General features: G+C 69.8%; 13 protein-coding genes. 12 read left to right on the top strand and 1 reads right to left on the bottom strand.

What is annotated here, in order from left to right; all coding sequences use genetic code 11:
• Positions 1–15: 15 nt before the first annotated feature.
• Entirely contained in the window at positions 16–969 is a 954-nt protein-coding gene (locus ABZU72_RS05780; protein ID WP_355017913.1) for a MoxR family ATPase, read from the bottom strand.
• A 290-nt stretch (positions 970–1,259) separates the two neighbouring features.
• Here ABZU72_RS05780 and mraZ point away from each other — a divergent pair, with 290 nt between their 5' ends.
• From mraZ to murC, 12 genes are all read left to right on the top strand, one after another.
• The gene (mraZ, locus tag ABZU72_RS05775; RefSeq protein WP_008363047.1) at positions 1,260–1,682 is read left to right on the top strand and encodes a division/cell wall cluster transcriptional repressor MraZ; all 423 of its coding nucleotides are present in this window, start codon (positions 1,260–1,262) and stop codon (positions 1,680–1,682) included.
• 250 nt (positions 1,683–1,932) lie between these two features.
• Positions 1,933–2,943, top strand: a complete 1,011-nt coding sequence (gene rsmH, locus ABZU72_RS05770) for a 16S rRNA (cytosine(1402)-N(4))-methyltransferase RsmH (RefSeq protein WP_355017912.1) — start codon at positions 1,933–1,935, stop codon at positions 2,941–2,943.
• Positions 2,940–3,536, top strand: a complete 597-nt coding sequence (locus ABZU72_RS05765; RefSeq protein WP_355017911.1) for a hypothetical protein — start codon at positions 2,940–2,942, stop codon at positions 3,534–3,536. The genes rsmH and ABZU72_RS05765 overlap by 4 nt, the downstream gene beginning before the upstream one ends.
• A 12-nt stretch (positions 3,537–3,548) precedes the next feature.
• Positions 3,549–5,375 carry a penicillin-binding protein 2 gene (locus ABZU72_RS05760; protein WP_355017910.1) on the top strand — a complete coding sequence of 609 codons (1,827 nt, stop codon included), beginning with the start codon at positions 3,549–3,551 and terminating at the stop codon, positions 5,373–5,375.
• A gap of 155 nt (positions 5,376–5,530) precedes the next feature.
• A complete protein-coding gene (locus tag ABZU72_RS05755; protein WP_355017909.1) occupies positions 5,531–5,965 on the top strand; it encodes a MarR family transcriptional regulator in 435 nt (144 codons plus the stop codon).
• A gap of 56 nt (positions 5,966–6,021) precedes the next feature.
• Positions 6,022–7,737 carry an MFS transporter gene (locus tag ABZU72_RS05750; RefSeq protein WP_355017908.1) on the top strand — a complete coding sequence of 572 codons (1,716 nt, stop codon included), beginning with the start codon at positions 6,022–6,024 and terminating at the stop codon, positions 7,735–7,737.
• Positions 7,738–7,888: 151 nt separating this feature from the next.
• Positions 7,889–9,349: a UDP-N-acetylmuramoyl-L-alanyl-D-glutamate--2,6-diaminopimelate ligase gene (locus ABZU72_RS05745; protein ID WP_355018093.1), complete on the top strand. Its 1,461-nt coding sequence runs from the start codon at positions 7,889–7,891 to the stop codon at positions 9,347–9,349.
• A 138-nt stretch (positions 9,350–9,487) separates the two neighbouring features.
• Positions 9,488–10,606, top strand: coding sequence for a phospho-N-acetylmuramoyl-pentapeptide-transferase (gene mraY, locus ABZU72_RS05740; protein WP_355017907.1), 1,119 nt, complete (start codon positions 9,488–9,490; stop codon positions 10,604–10,606).
• Complete coding sequence (murD, locus tag ABZU72_RS05735) at positions 10,606–12,069, top strand: UDP-N-acetylmuramoyl-L-alanine--D-glutamate ligase (protein WP_355017906.1); 1,464 nt, start codon at positions 10,606–10,608, stop codon at positions 12,067–12,069. Before mraY ends, murD begins: the two co-directional genes overlap by 1 nt.
• Positions 12,070–12,177: 108 nt before the next feature.
• Positions 12,178–13,470, top strand: a complete 1,293-nt coding sequence (gene ftsW / locus ABZU72_RS05730) for a putative lipid II flippase FtsW (protein WP_160024329.1) — start codon at positions 12,178–12,180, stop codon at positions 13,468–13,470.
• 13 nt (positions 13,471–13,483) lie between these two features.
• Positions 13,484–14,560, top strand: coding sequence for an undecaprenyldiphospho-muramoylpentapeptide beta-N-acetylglucosaminyltransferase (gene murG, locus ABZU72_RS05725; protein ID WP_355017905.1), 1,077 nt, complete (start codon positions 13,484–13,486; stop codon positions 14,558–14,560).
• Positions 14,557–15,975 carry a UDP-N-acetylmuramate--L-alanine ligase gene (gene murC, locus ABZU72_RS05720; protein ID WP_355017904.1) on the top strand — a complete coding sequence of 473 codons (1,419 nt, stop codon included), beginning with the start codon at positions 14,557–14,559 and terminating at the stop codon, positions 15,973–15,975. Before murG ends, murC begins: the two co-directional genes overlap by 4 nt.
• Positions 15,976–15,977 lie beyond the last annotated feature (2 nt).

The raw sequence follows: 15,977 nt of genomic DNA, 5'->3' as shown, positions 1-15,977 counted from the left end.
AAGTCGGCCCGAGGGTTAGGACTGTGGCACCGGCACGGCGGACACGACGGACTCGAGGATGTCGGTGACCGACCGGCCGTGCATCGCCGCGGAGGCGCTGGGGAGGAGACGGTGGGCAAGGACCGGACCGGTCAGCCTGCGTACGTCATCGGGGAGGACGAACTCGCGTCCGTGCAGGGCGGCATGAGCCTTGGCGGCCCGCAGCAGGTGGAGGCTCGCCCGCGGCGAGGCGCCCAGGGCGAGCTCGTTGTTGGTGCGGGTCGCCGCGGTCAGCGCCACGGTGTAGCGGCGGACCGCCTCGGAGACGTAGATCTGGTTGACGACGCCGACGAGCTTGCGGATCTCCACGGCGTCGGTGACCGGGTCCAGGTCGTCGAGCGGGTTGGCCGCGCTGTGGCTGGCCAGCATCGCAATCTCGGAGGCCACCGGCGGATAGCCGACCGAGACCCGCGCCATGAACCGGTCGCGCTGCGCCTCGGGGAGGGCGTACGTCCCCTCCATCTCGATCGGGTTCTGGGTCGCGATCACCATGAACGGCGAGTCCAGCTGGTAGGTCACGTTGTCGACGGTGACCTGATGCTCCTCCATGCACTCCAGCAGCGCCGACTGGGTCTTGGGGGAGGCACGGTTGATCTCGTCGCCGACCACGATGTTGGCGAAGATGCCACCCGGGCGGAACTCGAACTCCCGGGTGTTCTGGTTGAAGATCGACACCCCGGTGACATCGCTCGGGAGCAGGTCGGGCGTGAACTGGATGCGGCGCACCGAACAGTCGATCGAGCGCGCCAGCGCCTTCGCGAGCTGGGTCTTGCCGACCCCGGGCACGTCCTCGATCAGGAGGTGTCCCTCGGCGAGCAGCACGGTCAGCGTGGAGTCGACGACGTCGGTCTTTCCTTCGATCACCTTCTCGATGCTGTCGCGAATGCGGCCCGCGACCCGCACCAATGTCTCGATCTCTGCCCCATGCACTGGACCCGATCCTGGGGCCTCCAACGGCGTCGTCACGTCGCGTCCTTCCGACTCACCCTGCGTATGGGAACACCGTACGGGGTAGCGCCTACGGGCGTCTGCGCCATTCACCCGACTGTGACCTGTAGGCGGTATGCCGCCGGCTTCCGCGCCACGCGGGCCGGGGGAGCGGGCGGTGGTGGGAAATCGCCTCGTGGGGGAGGAAGGTGGTTTGAATGTGGGGGATTGTGGGGTACGGTGGGGCAAAGTGGAGGAACGATCCACGTTGAGCTGACCGCGGGGGCGAGCACATGTTCTTCATGGGCACGTACACGCCGAAGCTCGATGAGAAGGGCCGGATCTTCCTCCCGGCAAAGTTCCGAGATCGACTGGCGGAGGGGGTTGTCGTGACGCAAGGTCAGGAGAACTGCCTCGTGGTGTGGCCCGAGGACGTCTTCATGCAGGAGGCGCAGCGGGCCCAGCAGACGCCGCTCACCTCTCGGGACGCACGTGACTACGCCCGTGTCCTCTTTGCGGGGGCCGAGCAGACGACACCCGACAAGCAGGGCCGGATCGGCATTCCGCCGCTCCTGCGCGACTACGCCGGGATCGTCAAGGACGTGGTCGTGATCGGTGTGATGGACCGGATCGAGATCTGGGACCCGGCCAAGTGGGCGGAGTACTCCGCGGGTGCACAGGCCAAGTTCGCAGACCTCGACGAGTCGACGGACTGATAAAGGGACAGATCGACAAAGCGACAAGCAGCAGAGCTGATCAGAAACGAAACAAGTCAACAGCGGATCCGCAGGACGAGGTCTCAGTCCCGCTCCACTCATCCAGCCATCCGGGGCACCTTCCCCGGCTCCGGACGGCACAGGTGGTGACGGAGCGGGCATGAGACCTGGCTCTGCGGATCCGTGGCGTTGTCAGCCCGTAGCTCTGCCAAAGAGCTGGGGGAGAACACACACCAGACGAAGCCGTGCGATGGGGGTCGAGGCGGTGACGAACCAGAAGCACGTGCCGGTGATGCTCGACCGCATCGTCGACCTGCTCGCGCCGGCGCTCGCCGATGGTGGCGTGCTCGTCGACTGCACGACCGGTCACGGTGGTCACACCGAGGCCGTCCTCGAGCGGATCCCTGGATCACGCGTGATCGGCATCGACCGGGACACCTATGCCCTCGGCATCGCGGGGGAGCGGCTGGCCCGCTTCGGCGACCGGTGGACAGGCGTCCACGCGGTCTACGACGAGATCCTCGACGTCGTCGCCGGGCAGGGCCTGGACGAGGTCCAGGCGGTCCTCTTCGACCTCGGTGTCTCCTCGATGCAGCTCGACCAGCGCGAGCGTGGCTTCGCCTACGCGGAGGACGCGCCGCTCGACATGCGGATGGATGCCACCCGGGGTCAGACCGCGGCGGACGTCCTCAACAACTACTCCGCGGCGGACCTGACCCGGATCCTGCGGGACTACGGCGAGGAGAAGTTCGCCAAGAAGATCGCCTACGCCATCGTCAAGCGTCGCGAGACGGTGCCGTTCACGACGAGCGGGCCGCTGGTGGAGCTTCTCTACGCGGAGATCCCGGCACCTGCCCGTCGCACCGGCGGACATCCGGCCAAGCGCACCTTCCAGGCGCTGCGGATGGAGGTCAACGACGAGCTCGGGGCGCTGCGTACGGCACTGCCGGACTCTCTCGAGGCCGTCGGCGTCGGTGGCCGGGTGGTGGTCGAGTCCTACCACTCGCTCGAGGACCGGCTCACCAAGCGGGCCTTCACCGAGGCGACCAAGCTGGACGTACCTCCCGACATGCCGTTCGTGCCGCCCGAGGCCGAGCCGTCGTTCCGCCTGCTCACCCGTGGTGCCGAGCAGGCCAACGAGGCCGAGATCGAGGAGAACCCGCGCGCCGCCTCGGTGCGACTGCGCGCGGTGGAGCGCGTCAAGCCCCGAACCAACCCAAGAGCCAATACAGCCAAGTCGAACCCTGGAGCAGCCAGATGAGCATCGCCGCCGCGCCACAGGCGCCCGTGCGCAGCCCGGACCGGGCCAACGAGACGACCCAGACACGGCTCACCGCCGTGCCGGCGCCGCTGCCTGCCCCGATGGCGCCGCGGTTGCCGTTCGTCGTGCTCGTCTCGATGCTGCTCATCGGTGGCGTCGTGGGTCTGCTCGTCTTCAACACCTCCATGCAGCAGTCGGCCTTCCAAGAGGCGCGCCTCCAGGAGCAGGCGACCACGCTGGCTGCACGGGAGCAGGCGCTCGACGGTGAGCTGAAGAAGATGGAGGACCCGCACAAGATCGCCGCCAAGGCGAAGGATCTCGGCATGGTCGTCCCGCAGAACGCGGCCATGCTCCGGGTCCCCGAGGCGAAGATCGAGGGCGAGGCGGCCGCGGCCGACAGGTCTGCGACGCCGCCGCTGCACCCGAAGGTCGCCAAGCCATACAGCGTGCTGGTCGCCGAGCAGAAGGCGGCCGAGGCGGCCGCCGCGAAGAAGAAGGCGGCCGAGCTCGCCGAGAAGAAGCGCGAGCAGGAGGCGGCAGAGAAGCAGACGGCCGAGGAGCAGCAGCGTACGTCTTCGGGCGAGGCTCGGTAGGGGAGCGGAGCGATGGCCCAGCGACAGGTCAAGCGGAAGGTCCGCCGGCCGGCGCGCAGCTCTGCCTCGCGGTCCACGCCGAAGGCGACGCAGCGACGCGGGCCGGTGCACATCCGGCTCCGCGTCGGCTTCATCCTGGTGGCGATGGTGCTCTCGGTCTTCGGGGGCCGGCTGGTGCAGCTGCAGGGCATCGACCCGCACTCGTACGCCGCGATGGCGGCCGCCGAGAACGTCGTCGATGTCGTGCTGCCGGCCGAGCGCGGCGAGATCCTCGACCGTGACGGCGAGGCGCTGGCCGACTCCTCCGACGGGCTGATGGTGCTGGCCGACCCGAAGCAGACGAAGAAGGACGCCCCGGCGATCGCGGCGTTCCTGGCCAAGGAGCTCGGCGTCGACTACGCCTCGGCGCTCGCGAAGCTCCGCAAGGACGGCAGCCGGTTCCAGTACATCAAGCGTCAGGTGCCCGCGACCCAGGCGACCGCCGCGGTCGAGAAGGCGGGCAAGGAGGGCTATCAGGGGTTGTGGACCAGCCGTGACCCGCTGCGCAACTACCCCAACGGCGACGTCGCGGCCAACCTGGTCGGCTTCCTCGGCAACGACCAGCGCCCGCTGGCGGGCCTGGAGGCCGCCTTCGACAAGCACCTGGCCGGCAAGGACGGGCATGCGGAATACGACGCGACCAGCCCGGTAAGCGGCACCCGGATGCCGCTGGGCACCAACAACCGCGTCGCTCCCGTAGACGGCGACGACCTGAAGCTCACCCTCGACCGCGACCTGCAGTACTACGTGCAGCAGACCCTGATGGAGGCCGTGCAGAAGTCGCGCGCCGAGTCGGGGATGGCGGTGGTCATGGACACCCAGACCGGCGAGATCCTGAGTCTGGCCGACTACCCGACCTTCGACGCCCGTGATCCGGGGGCATCACCGAACACGCTGCGCGGGAGCAACGCGCTCTCCAACGTCTACGAGCCCGGCTCGGTGCAGAAGGTGCTCACCGTCGCCGGCCTGCTCGACCAGGGCCTCGTCTCGCCCTCGACCCGGCTCAAGGTGCCGGGGTCCTATCGCTCGGGCGACGCCGACATCCACGACTGGTACGAGCACGGCATGGAGAAGCTCACCCTGGCCGGGGTGATCGCGAAGTCCTCCAACATCGGCACCGTGATGGCCGCGAACAAGTACGAGGACGGCCAGCTGCGCGACTACCTCTCCGCCTTCGGCCAGGGCCGGCGCACCGGCCTCGGCCTCGACACCGAGTCGGCCGGTCTGCTCGCCTCGCCGGAGACCTGGAACCCGGCCGACGAGGACCGCATCGACTTCGGCCAGTCGATCTCGGTCAACGCCGTGCAGATGACCGCCGCGCTCAACACGATCGCCAACGGCGGCGTACGCATCGACCCCAGCCTCATCGCCGGGAGCGCCACCAACAATTCCGGCATCGAGGTCGGCACCGACACCGCGGATCGCACCCGTGTCGTCTCCGAGGAGGCCGCCTCCCAGACCGGGGAGATGATGGAGCGGGTCATCAACGACCCGGACAACGCCACCGCTCCGCAGGCCGCTGTTCCCGGCTACCGCGTCTCCGGCAAGACCGGCACCGCGCAGCGGGTCAACTCTGAGTGCAAGTGCTACGACGGCACCACCACGGTCTCCTTCGGCGGCTTCGCCCCCACCGACGACCCGCGGTTCACGGTCTACGTGGCCATCCACAACCCCGGCAACGGCGGTGGCGGTGGCACCGTCACCGGCCCGGTCTTCTCCCAGATCATGTCCTTCGCCTTGCGCCGCTACGGTGTCCCGCCGACCGGCACCGAGCCTTCGAAGATGCCCACTGGTTGGTGAGTTGCGCCGGTTGCAGGAATACCCGGTTCACCGGGTATTCCTGCACTTCTCGGGCAATGCAACACCGGAGAAGTGCAGGCATTGCCTGTGCGCTGTGACGGATGAGACAGATGATCCGCCTCGAATGCATAACATAGGTATGTTATGTTTCTTCTGTGAGCACGACTTCTGCCTCCGGACGTGACCTGTCGCTCGCCCTCGAGAAGGTGGTGCGACTGGTGCGGGAGGTGTCGACCGCGGGGGACGTGTCGCCGACGGCGGCCACGGTGCTGGCCGGGCTGGCGAGGACGGGACCGCAGCGGGTCACGGACCTGGCAAAGGTCGCCGGGGTGTCCCAACCCGCGATGACGCAGCTGGTCAACCGGCTCACCCAGCAGGGGATGCTCGCCCGGGTCGCCGACGACGCCGACAGGCGGGCGGTCCTCGTCGAGGTCACCGACACCGGACGAGACGTCCTCGAGACCAGGCGCGGGCAGCGAGCCGGTGTGCTCGACGCCGCCCTGGCCCGGGTCTCCGTCGAGGACCGTGCCGCCATCGCGGCTGCACTGCCCGCACTCGACCGGCTCGTCGACGCCGTGCTCGATTCCTGACGCGCCGGCCTGCCGGCGACGCGTACGAAACCAACGTCTGAGAAGAGGCAAGAAGAATGAGCTCCCACCAAGGGGCAGCTGCCGCAAGTCCGTTCAAGCAACCACGCGCCGTGTGGGCGGTCGCGTTCGCGTGCGTGGTGTCGTTCATGGGCATCGGGCTCGTCGACCCGATCCTCCCGGTGCTCGCCGAGGAGTTGGCGGCGACGCCCGCCCAGGTGTCGCTGCTGTTCACCAGCTACCTCGTGGTGACCGCCGTGGCGATGATCGGGGTCGGCTGGGTCTCCAGCCGGATCGGCGCCAAGTGGACGCTGATCCTCGGCCTGGTGCTGATCGTGGTGTTCGCCGGGCTGGCCGGGACCGTCGACGGTGTCGACGGCATCGTCGGCTTCCGGGCCGGCTGGGGCCTGGGCAACGCGCTGTTCATCTCCACCAGCCTCGCCGTGATCGTCGGCTCGGCGACCAGCGGCTTCGCGGGGGCGATCATCCTCTACGAGACCGCGCTCGGCCTCGGCATCGCGGTCGGTCCGCTCCTCGGCGGCGTCCTCGGGGGCATCTCCTGGCGCGGCCCGTTCTTCGGCGTCTCCGCGCTGATGGCGATCGCGCTGGTCGCCACGCTGGTCTTCCTCCCACCGACGCCCAAGCCGGAGAAGAAGGTCACCCTGCTCGCACCGCTCGCCGCGCTGCGCCACCGCGGGCTGCTGACGATGGGCATCATGGCGCTGCTCTACAACTGGGGCTTCTTCACCCTGCTCGGCTACGCGCCCTACCCGATGGGCCTGCACGACCCGCTCCAGCTCGGCTGGGTCTTCTTCGCGTGGGGCATCCTGGTCGCCGTCTTCGCCGTGTGGGGTGCGCCGTGGGCGCAGCGCCGCTTCGGCACCGCGCCGACCCTCTACGTCAATCTGCTCGGTCTCGGTGCCCTGCTCGCCGTCATTGGCCTCGGCGTCTCCTCGCCGACCGTGGTCATCGTGGCCGTGATCCTGTCCGGCATCTTCGTCGGCCTCAACAACACGCTGACCACCCAGGCGGTCATGCTGGTCTCGCCGGTGGAGCGGCCGATCGCGTCGTCGGCCTACGGTTTCGTACGCTTCATCGGCGGCGGTCTCGCACCCTTCGCCGCGGGCAAGATCGCCGAGGCGACCGACCAGTCGGTGGCCTTCTACGTCGGCGCCGCCGCCTTCCTGATCGCGATCCCCGTCCTGGCCAGCGGCCACAAGCTGATCACGGCCGCCGAGTCGGCCGAGACCGCCGAACCGGTCGCGCCGACGCTCGAGCCCGTCGGACCGGTCCGTGGTGAGGGCCGGCCGGTGCTGGTCGCCGTCGGTGCCACCCTCGACGCCGACGCGGTCGTCGACCGGGCAGCCGAGATGGCTGCCGCCGAGGGCGCACCGCTCGAGGTCGTCCACGTCCGCGAGACCGAGGTGGTCGAGGAGTTGGCGATCGACGCCGAGGAGCCGGAGATGGCCGCCGCGACCGTACGCGCCCACCTGGACCGCCTCGCCGCCCGCGGCGTGACCGCGACCGGCCTGGTGCTGCACAGCGTCGGCGACCACGCCAGCGCAGGGATGGTGCTGGCCAGGTACGCCACCGAGGCCCGCGTCCGCACGATCGCGCTCGGCTCCTCGCCCCGAGGCCGCGCCGCCCAGCTCGCCGACGGCTCGATCACCTCCGCGGTCGTGCGGAACGCCGGCGTACCCGTCGTGCTCGTCGTTCCCGGCCAAGAGCCGCACGAGCTCAGCGCCGCGGCGCTGACCCAGCTGCGCCACGCCTGAACGTCAGCCTGAACGCCACGCCTGAGGTCGGCCCGGCGGGACCTGGTCCCGCCGGGCGGATAACCTTCGCCAGGTGAGCAGTGCGTACGAGACGGCGGATCCCAAGAGCCCGACCCGCCCGCGAGTGACCGAGCCGGTGACGCTGGCCGAGCTGGCCGGCGAGTTCGGCCTGGACGTACGGGGCGAGGCCCGCGTCACCGGGGTCACGCTGAGCTCCCAACGGGTGCTGCCCGGCGACCTCTACGCCGCCCTCCCCGGGAGCCGTGCGCACGGCGCCAGCTACGCCGCCAGTGCCGTCGAGGCCGGAGCGGTCGCGGTGCTCACCGACGCCGCCGGCGCCGCCGAGCTGGAGGCCCAGGGACTCGGCGAGGTGCCCGTGCTGCTCGTCGAGAAACCGCGCAAGGTGCTCGGTTCGCTCTCGGCCCGCGTCTACGGCAACCCGTCGGGCAGGCTCCGGCTGATCGGGGTCACCGGCACCCAGGGCAAGACGACGACCACCCGGTTGGCCGAGAGCGCGCTGCTCGACGCCGGCCACCGCGCCGGTGTCATCGGCACCGTCGGCACCCGGATCGGCGGCCGCGACGTGAAGACGCCGCTGACCACGCCCGAGGCTCCCGACCTGCACGGTCTCTTCGCCCGGATGGTCGAGGAGGGGACCGAGGCGTGCGCCATGGAGGTCTCCTCCCACGCCCTGGTCATGGGGCGCGTCGACGGGGTCGTCTTCGACGTCGCGGTCTTCCTCAACCTCGGCCGCGACCACCTCGACTTCCACGAGACGGTGGAGGACTACTACGCGGCGAAGGCGGACCTGTTCACCCCGGAGCGGGCGATGTTGGGCATCGTCAACATCGACGACGAGCACGGCCGCCGCCTCGCCGCCGAGGCGACCATCCCGATCCTCACCTATGCGCTGCACGACGACACCGCCGACTGGCGCGCCACCGACGTCGAGCTGCGCCCTGACGGCTCGAGCTTCACCGTCCATGGCCCTGACGGCCTGGAGTTCCCGGGCGCCAGCCCGCTGGCCGGCGACTACAACGTCAGCAACACCCTCGCCGCCCTGGCGAGCATCCACCACGCGTACGGCGACGAGACGGTGGTACGCGATGTCGCCACCGCCCTTGCGAAGGGCTCCGGCGTCCCGGGACGGCTCGAGCGGATCGACGAGGGCCAGCCGTTCACCGTCGTGGTCGACTACGCGCACAAGCCGGACGCGGTCGAGGCCGCGCTCGGCACGCTCCGTCCGCTGACCGAGTCCCGGCTGATCGTCGTGATCGGGGCCGGGGGAGACCGCGACACCGGCAAGCGGCCGATCATGGGGGAGATCAGCGCGCGGCTGGCCGACCACGTGATCGTCACCGACGACAACCCCCGCACCGAGGATCCGGCGAGCATCCGGCGACAGGTGCTGGACGGCACGACCGGCGGCAGCGCGAGCGTCGAGGAGATCGGTGACAGGCGGGCCGCGATCGTCCGCGCGATCAGCCTCGCCGAGCCCGGCGATATCGTCGTCGTCGCAGGTAAGGGGCATGAGACGGGCCAGGAGATCAACGGCGTCACCCACCCGTTCGACGACCGCGAGGTCGTGCGTACGGCGTTGGCGTCACAGTGATCGATGTGCTGATACGGCGGGGTGCCGCAGAGCCGGCGAACCCGTAGGGAAGAATGCCGGGGGCCGGTGTCTTCGCTATGCACACCGGCCCGGGGGCAAGGACCAGGAACGGCATGGCAAGGAAGGCACCCGGCTGACATGAGAGCGATCTTGCTGAGCGGAGCGATTGCGCTTCTGTTCTCGCTGCTCGGCACCCGATTTGCGATCGTACAGTTCACGAAGTTGGGCTACGGCCAGGAGATCCGCGAGGACGGCCCGACCACCCACCGCACCAAGCGCGGCACCCCGACCATGGGTGGCGTCGCGATCGTGATCTCGGTCGTCGTGGGCTACTTCGCGGCCAAGCTGTTGACCGGGGACGCCCCGAGCGCGACTGCCTATCTGCTGCTCTTCCTCCTGGTGGGCATGGCCGCGGTCGGCTTCGTCGACGACTTCATCAAGGTCTTCATGCAGCGCAACCTCGGTCTGCGCGCGTGGTCCAAGATGGTCGGTCAGACGCTGGTCGCGGTGGGTTTCGGCGCAGTCGCAATCCATCCGAGCCTGGCCAACGCCGACGGCATCACGCCGGCGGCCGACCAGCTCTCCTTCATCCGTGACTTCGGTCCACACTTCCTCGGCGGCGACGGGATCCTCTACTGGCTCGGTGGCGCCCTGCTGCTGGTCATCTTCTGGATCATGGTCACCGGCACGTCCAACGCCACCAACCTCACCGACGGCCTGGACGGGCTGCTGGCGGCCTCCTCGGCGATCGTCTTCGCCGCCTACACGATCATCTCGATCTGGCAGAACAACCAGCGCTGCGGCCGCCCGAGCGTGGAGATCGGCACCTGCTACGAGGTGCGCGACCCGCTAGACATGGCGATCCTCGGCGCCGCGATCAGCGGCGCCTGCATCGGCTTCCTGTGGTGGAACGCCAGCCCGGCGAGGATCTTCATGGGCGACACCGGCTCGCTCGCGCTCGGCTCGGTGCTGGCCGGGTTCGCGATCCTGTCGCACACCGAGTTCCTGCTGATCATCCTCGGCGGCCTCTTCGTCACCGAGACGCTCTCGGTGATCCTGCAGACGGGCTGGTTCAAGCTCACCCGCAAGGTGACCGGCACCCCCAAGCGGATCTTCCGGATGACACCGATCCATCACCATTTCGAGATGCTCGGCTGGGAACAGGTGACCGTGGTGATCCGGTTCTGGATCATCACCGGTCTCTGCGTCGCTGCCGGCCTGGGAATCTTCTACGCCGAATGGGTGGCGACGATCTGATGACTGAGCCGGACGACATGGCTGAGAAGCTCGACACGCTGGGCCGCAACGACTCCTGGGAGGGCGTGAAGGCGGTCGTGGCCGGCTTCGGCGTCTCCGGTTTCGCCGCCGCCGACAACCTCACCCACCTGGGTGCCTCGGTGATCGCGCTCGACGAGTCGCCGGGCGACGAGGAGCGCCAGGAGAAGGCCAAGCTCCTCGGCATCCTGGGTGCCGACGTACGCCTTGGCGAGGGCGCCACCCACGTGCTGCCCGACGACGTCGACGTCGTGGTCACCTCACCCGGCTGGAGGCCGACGGCTCCGCTGCTCGCCCAGGCGCGCGAGCGCGGGATCCCGATCTGGGGAGAGGTCGAGCTCGCCTGGCGGCTGCGCGACCCCGACAACGCCGCCCCCTGGCTGGCGGTCACCGGCACCAACGGCAAGACCACGACCGTGCAGATGCTCGACAACATCCTGCGTACCGCCGGGCTCCGGTCCGTCGCCGTCGGCAACGTCGGCCTGCCGATCGTCGAGGCCGTGATGGACCCCGAGCCCTACGACGTCTTCGCCGTGGAGCTCTCCTCCTTCCAGCTCCACTACACCTCCTCGATGGGCGCCGAGGCCGCAGTCGTCCTCAACATCGCCGAGGACCACCTCGACTGGTACCCCTCGATGAAGGAGTACGCCGCGGACAAGGGCCGCGTCTACGAGGGCGTCGAGCGGGCCTGCGTCTACAACGTCGCCGACGAGGCCACGCTGCACCTGGTCGAGGAGGCCGACGTCGTCGAGGGCGCCCGCGCGGTCGGCTTCACCCTCGGCACCCCGGCGGTGGGTCAGCTCGGGATCGTCGAGGACATCCTGGTCGACCGGGCCTTCATCGAGGAGCGTCAGACCTCCGCCGCGGAGTTGTGCCAGATCTCCGACCTCGCCTCCTCCGCGCCCCACTACGTCCAGAACGCGCTGGCCGCGGCTGCGCTCGCCCGGGCGCACGGGGTCTCCCAGGCCGCCGTACGCGACGGGCTGAAGTCCTTCCGCCCCGACGGCCACCGCATCGAGGTCGTCGCCGAGGCCGGCGGCGTCACCTGGGTCGACGACTCCAAGGCGACCAACCCGCACGCCGCACAGGCCTCGCTGCAGGCCTACGACCCGGTGATCTGGATCGCCGGCGGGCTGGCCAAGGGTGCCCGCTTCGAGGACCTGGTCGCCTCCATCCACGACCGGCTGCGGGCCGTCATCCTGATCGGCCAGGACCGCGACGTCATCGCCTCGGCCCTCGCCGCTCACGCCGGTGACCTGGAGATCGTCGAGCTCGACGATCCCGACGGCGTGGCCGCTCTCGCGGAGGCCGTCGAGATCGCCGCCGCGCTGGCCAAGCCCGGCGACACCGTGCTCCTGGCCCCCGGCTGCGCCAGCCAGGACCAGTTCCGCGATTACAAGGCCCGCGGCGAAGCCTTCGCCGACGCCGTACGCCGCCAGCTCTGAGCCCACGCGCCTCGGCCGGGGCGACACGCGGGGGAGATGCGCCGGGAACGCGGAGACGGCGGCGAGAATGTAATGGACGTACGTCGCACCGCAACTGGGAGGTAGGCCGTGACGACTACCAGCCCCGACCAGACCGGTTCCGGCTCGGCCGAGCAGGCCAAGGCGTACCCGAAGTCGGTTCTCGGCTATCTCAAGGCCTGGTTCCACGCGCTGAGAGTGGCGCTGAACCGGCCGCTGGCCGCCTACTACCTGCTGCTCACCAGCACCGCGCTGCTGCTGACCATCGGGCTGATCATGGTGCTGAGCGCCTCGAGCGTGTGGGCCTACACCCAGATGGGCAACTCCTACGCGATCGTCGGGCGGCAGGTGCTGTGGGTGATCATCGGCATCCCCTGTGCGTTCATCGCCTCCAGGATCCGGCCGAAGCACCTGCGACGGCTGGCCTGGCCGGGATACGTCATCGCCTGCGTGCTGCTCTTCCTGACGATCTTCCTGGGCCACGACGTCAACGGACAGCAGAACTGGATCGGGGCCGGCCCGGTCAAGATCCAGCCGAGCGAGATCGCCAAGCTGGGGATCGTGCTCTGGGCGGCCCACGTCTACGCCCTCAAGGAGCGCCGGCTCGACAGCCTCCACGAGGTGCTGATGCCGGTCCTGCCGGGCATCGCGCTGGCCACCGGGCTCGTCCTCGCCGGCCGGGACCTCGGCACCGCCCTGGTCTTCTTCGCGATCGTGCTCGGGATGCTGTGGGTGGTCGGGGCGCCCGGGCGGCTGTTCGGGATGGCGATCTCGATCATCGGTGTCTCGGTGCTGTTCCTGATCAGCACCGACACCGAGCGGCTCGCCCGATTGACCAGCTTCGCGGACCCGTTCAAGGACTACCACGGACAGGGCTGGCAGCCCTCCCACGGCCTCTACGCACTCAGCTCGGGCGGCATCCTGGGCCAGGGGATCGGGGCGTCGCAGCAGAAGTGGGGCGACCTGCCCGAGGCCCACACCGACTACATCTTCGCGGTGCTCGGGGAGGAGCTCGGCCTGGTCGGCACCCTGCTCGTGGTCGGCCTCTTCCTGACTCTCGCCTTCGCGCTGGTCAAGGTCGCGCGCCAGACCGACCGGCCGTTCGTACGCTACTTCAGCTTCGGCGTGCTGGTCTGGCTGCTGGGCCAGATGATCATCAACGTCGGCATGGTGCTCGCACTGCTGCCCGTCATCGGCATCCCGCTGCCGCTGGTCTCCTACGGCGGCTCGGCGCTGATCCCGTCGATGGTGGCGCTGGGCGTCGTCATCGGCTTCGCCCGTCGTGAACCGGCGGCGGCCGCTGCGCTGAAGCAGCGTAAAGCCTTGGCAAAGGATCGGGCACGCCAGGCAGCCGCTTACCGGTCCGCCCAACGCAACCGCTAAGTTCGGACGCATCATGAAGGCCCTCCTCGCCGGTGGTGGCACCGCCGGACACACATCCCCCCTGCTCGCCACGGCTGACGCCCTGCGCCGTCTGGACCCCAGCGTGGAGGTGACCTGCCTCGGCACGCCTCGCGGCCTGGAGAACCAGGTCGTTCCCGCCGCGGGCTACCCGCTCGAGCTGATCCCGCCGGTCCCGATGCCGCGCCAGCTCAGCAGCGACCTGCTCAAGGTGCCGGCCAACCTGAAGGGCGCGGTCGACGCGACCTACGAGGTGCTCGACCGGATCCGGCCCGACGTGGTCGTCGGCTACGGCGGGTACGTGTCGGTGCCGGCCTACATCGCTGCGAAACGGCGCCACATCCCGGTGATCGTCCATGAGGGCAACTCGATGCCCGGCTACGCCAACAAGGTCGGTGCTCGGCTCGCCGACCGGGTCGCGGTCAGCTTCCCGGACACCAAGCTGCCCAAGGCCGAATACATCGGGCTGCCGATCCGCCGGACGATCTCGACGATGGACCGCTGGGCGCTGCGCGCCGAGGCCCGCAGCTTCTTCGGGCTCGACCAGCACCGCCCCACGATCGTCGTCACCGGCGGCTCGCAGGGCGCCCGGACGATCAACGAGTCGGTCTCCGGCGCCTACCTGGCCCTGGCCAGCAACGGGATCCAGGTGCTCCACGTGATCGGCCCGAAGAACGAGCTGGTCTCGCCCGGCCCCGGCTACCACGTGCTCAACTACGTCGACCGGATGGACCTCGCGCTGGCCGCCGCCGACCTGATGATCTGCCGCTCGGGCGCCAACTCGGTGATCGAGGCGAGCGCCGTGGGAGTGCCGGCCGTCTACGTACCTCTCCCGATCGGCAACGGCGAGCAGGCCCTCAACGCCCGCGCCGTCGTCGACGCCGGCGGCGCCGTGCTCGTCTCCGACGCCGACATGAACGCCGCCTGGGTCACCAGCCACGTACCCCCGATCGTCACCGACCGCGCCCGCCTCGAGGCGATGTCGAAGGCCGCCAGCGACCTGGTGCCGCGCGACGCCGACGAACGGCTGGCACGGATGATCTTCGAGGTTGTCGCAGGAGGCAGATCATGAGAGTTCCGGTTCCCGAGCACATTCTTCCCGCCGAGCATCTGGGCAGGGTCCACTTCATCGGCATCGGTGGCGCGGGTCTGTCCGCGATCGCCCGGGTCATGCTGGCCCGCGGGATCGAGGTCTCCGGCAGCGACGGCGCCGACTCGTCGATGGTCGCAGCGCTGCGCGAGGAGGGCGCGACCGTCTACGTCGGTCACGACGCCTCCCAGGTCGACGGCGTCGACACCCTGATCGTCTCCACCGCGATCCGTGAGGACAACCCCGAGTACGTCGCGGCCGTCGAGAAGGGTCTGCGGATCTACCCGCGCTCGGCCGGCCTGGCCTCGGTGATGGAGGGCCGCCGCGTCCTCGCCGTCGCCGGCACCCACGGCAAGACCACCACCACCTCGCTGCTGACCGTCTCCTTGCAGGCTGCGGGCGCTGCGCCGACCTACACCGTCGGTGGCGAGCTGGCCGCCTCGGGCACCAACGCCGCCGAGGGCTCAAGCGACCTGTTCGTCGCCGAGGCGGACGAGTCCGACGGCGCCTTCCTGGTCTACAAGCCGTACGCCGCGGTCGTCACCAACGTCGAGGCCGACCACCTCGACCAGTGGGGGACCGAGGAGGCCTACCGCGAGGGTTTCGCCCAGTTCGTGGGGCGGCTGGCTCCCGACGGGTTCCTGGTTGCGGTCATCGACGACCCCGGCGCCGCGGACCTGCGCCACGTCGCCCACTCGCTCGGCCGCCGCTTCATCGGCGTCGGTGAGTCGGAGCTGGCCGACGTACGCGCCGTCGACATCGTCCTGGAGGGCACCACCTCCTCCTTCACCGTCGTCGACGGGCTCGACGAGCTGGGCCGGATCACGCTGCAGATCCCCGGGCGCCACTACGTCGCCGACGCGCTGGCCGCGTTGACCGTCGGCCTGCGTCTCGGTCACTCCTTCGACCTGCTCAAGGCGGGGCTGGAGTCGTTCACCGGCACCCGGCGGCGGATGGAGCGCAAGGGAGAGGCCGCAGGCGTACGCGTCTACGACTCCTACGCCCACCACCCCTCCGAGATCGCCGGCGACCTCGTCTCCGGCCGGTCCGTGGCGGGGCAGGGGCGGCTCATCGTCGCCTTCCAGCCGCACATGGTCTCCCGCACCCGGATCTTCGGCGAGGAGATGGGACGCGTGCTCGGCGCCGCCGACGAGGTCGTCGTCCTCGACGTCTACCTCGCCCGCGAGGACTACGACCCCGAGGTCACCGGCAAGCTCGTCGCCGACGCGGTGCCGCTGCCGCCCGACCGGGTCGTCAGCGTCGCTGGGCTCGAGGAGGCCGCCGCCGAGCTGGCCCGCCGCGCCCGACCGGGTGACCTGGTTCTGACGCTCGGGGCAGGTACCGTGACCGAGGTGGGCCCGATGGTGCTCGCCAGGCTACGTACGGCAGAGCAGTAACG

The sequence above is a fragment of the Nocardioides sp. NPDC004968 genome (assembly GCF_040608935.1).
Lineage (GTDB): Bacteria > Actinomycetota > Actinomycetes > Propionibacteriales > Nocardioidaceae > Nocardioides.
This window is presented reverse-complemented; position numbering and strand designations above follow the sequence as displayed.

Bases quoted from the DNA above. Each gene is read 5' to 3' on its own strand.
- ABZU72_RS05760 (WP_355017910.1), top strand. From the start codon at position 3,549: ATGGCCCAGCGACAGGTCAAGCGGAAGGTCCGCCGGCCGGCGCGCAGC.
- ABZU72_RS05765 (WP_355017911.1), top strand. From the start codon at position 2,940: ATGAGCATCGCCGCCGCGCCACAGGCGCCCGTGCGCAGCCCGGACCGG.
- mraY (WP_355017907.1), top strand. From the start codon at position 9,488: ATGAGAGCGATCTTGCTGAGCGGAGCGATTGCGCTTCTGTTCTCGCTG.
- murG (WP_355017905.1), top strand. From the start codon at position 13,484: ATGAAGGCCCTCCTCGCCGGTGGTGGCACCGCCGGACACACATCCCCC.
- murC (WP_355017904.1), top strand. From the start codon at position 14,557: ATGAGAGTTCCGGTTCCCGAGCACATTCTTCCCGCCGAGCATCTGGGC.
- murD (WP_355017906.1), top strand. From the start codon at position 10,606: ATGACTGAGCCGGACGACATGGCTGAGAAGCTCGACACGCTGGGCCGC.
- ABZU72_RS05750 (WP_355017908.1), top strand. From the start codon at position 6,022: ATGAGCTCCCACCAAGGGGCAGCTGCCGCAAGTCCGTTCAAGCAACCA.
- rsmH (WP_355017912.1), top strand. From the start codon at position 1,933: ATGGGGGTCGAGGCGGTGACGAACCAGAAGCACGTGCCGGTGATGCTC.
- mraZ (WP_008363047.1), top strand. From the start codon at position 1,260: ATGTTCTTCATGGGCACGTACACGCCGAAGCTCGATGAGAAGGGCCGG.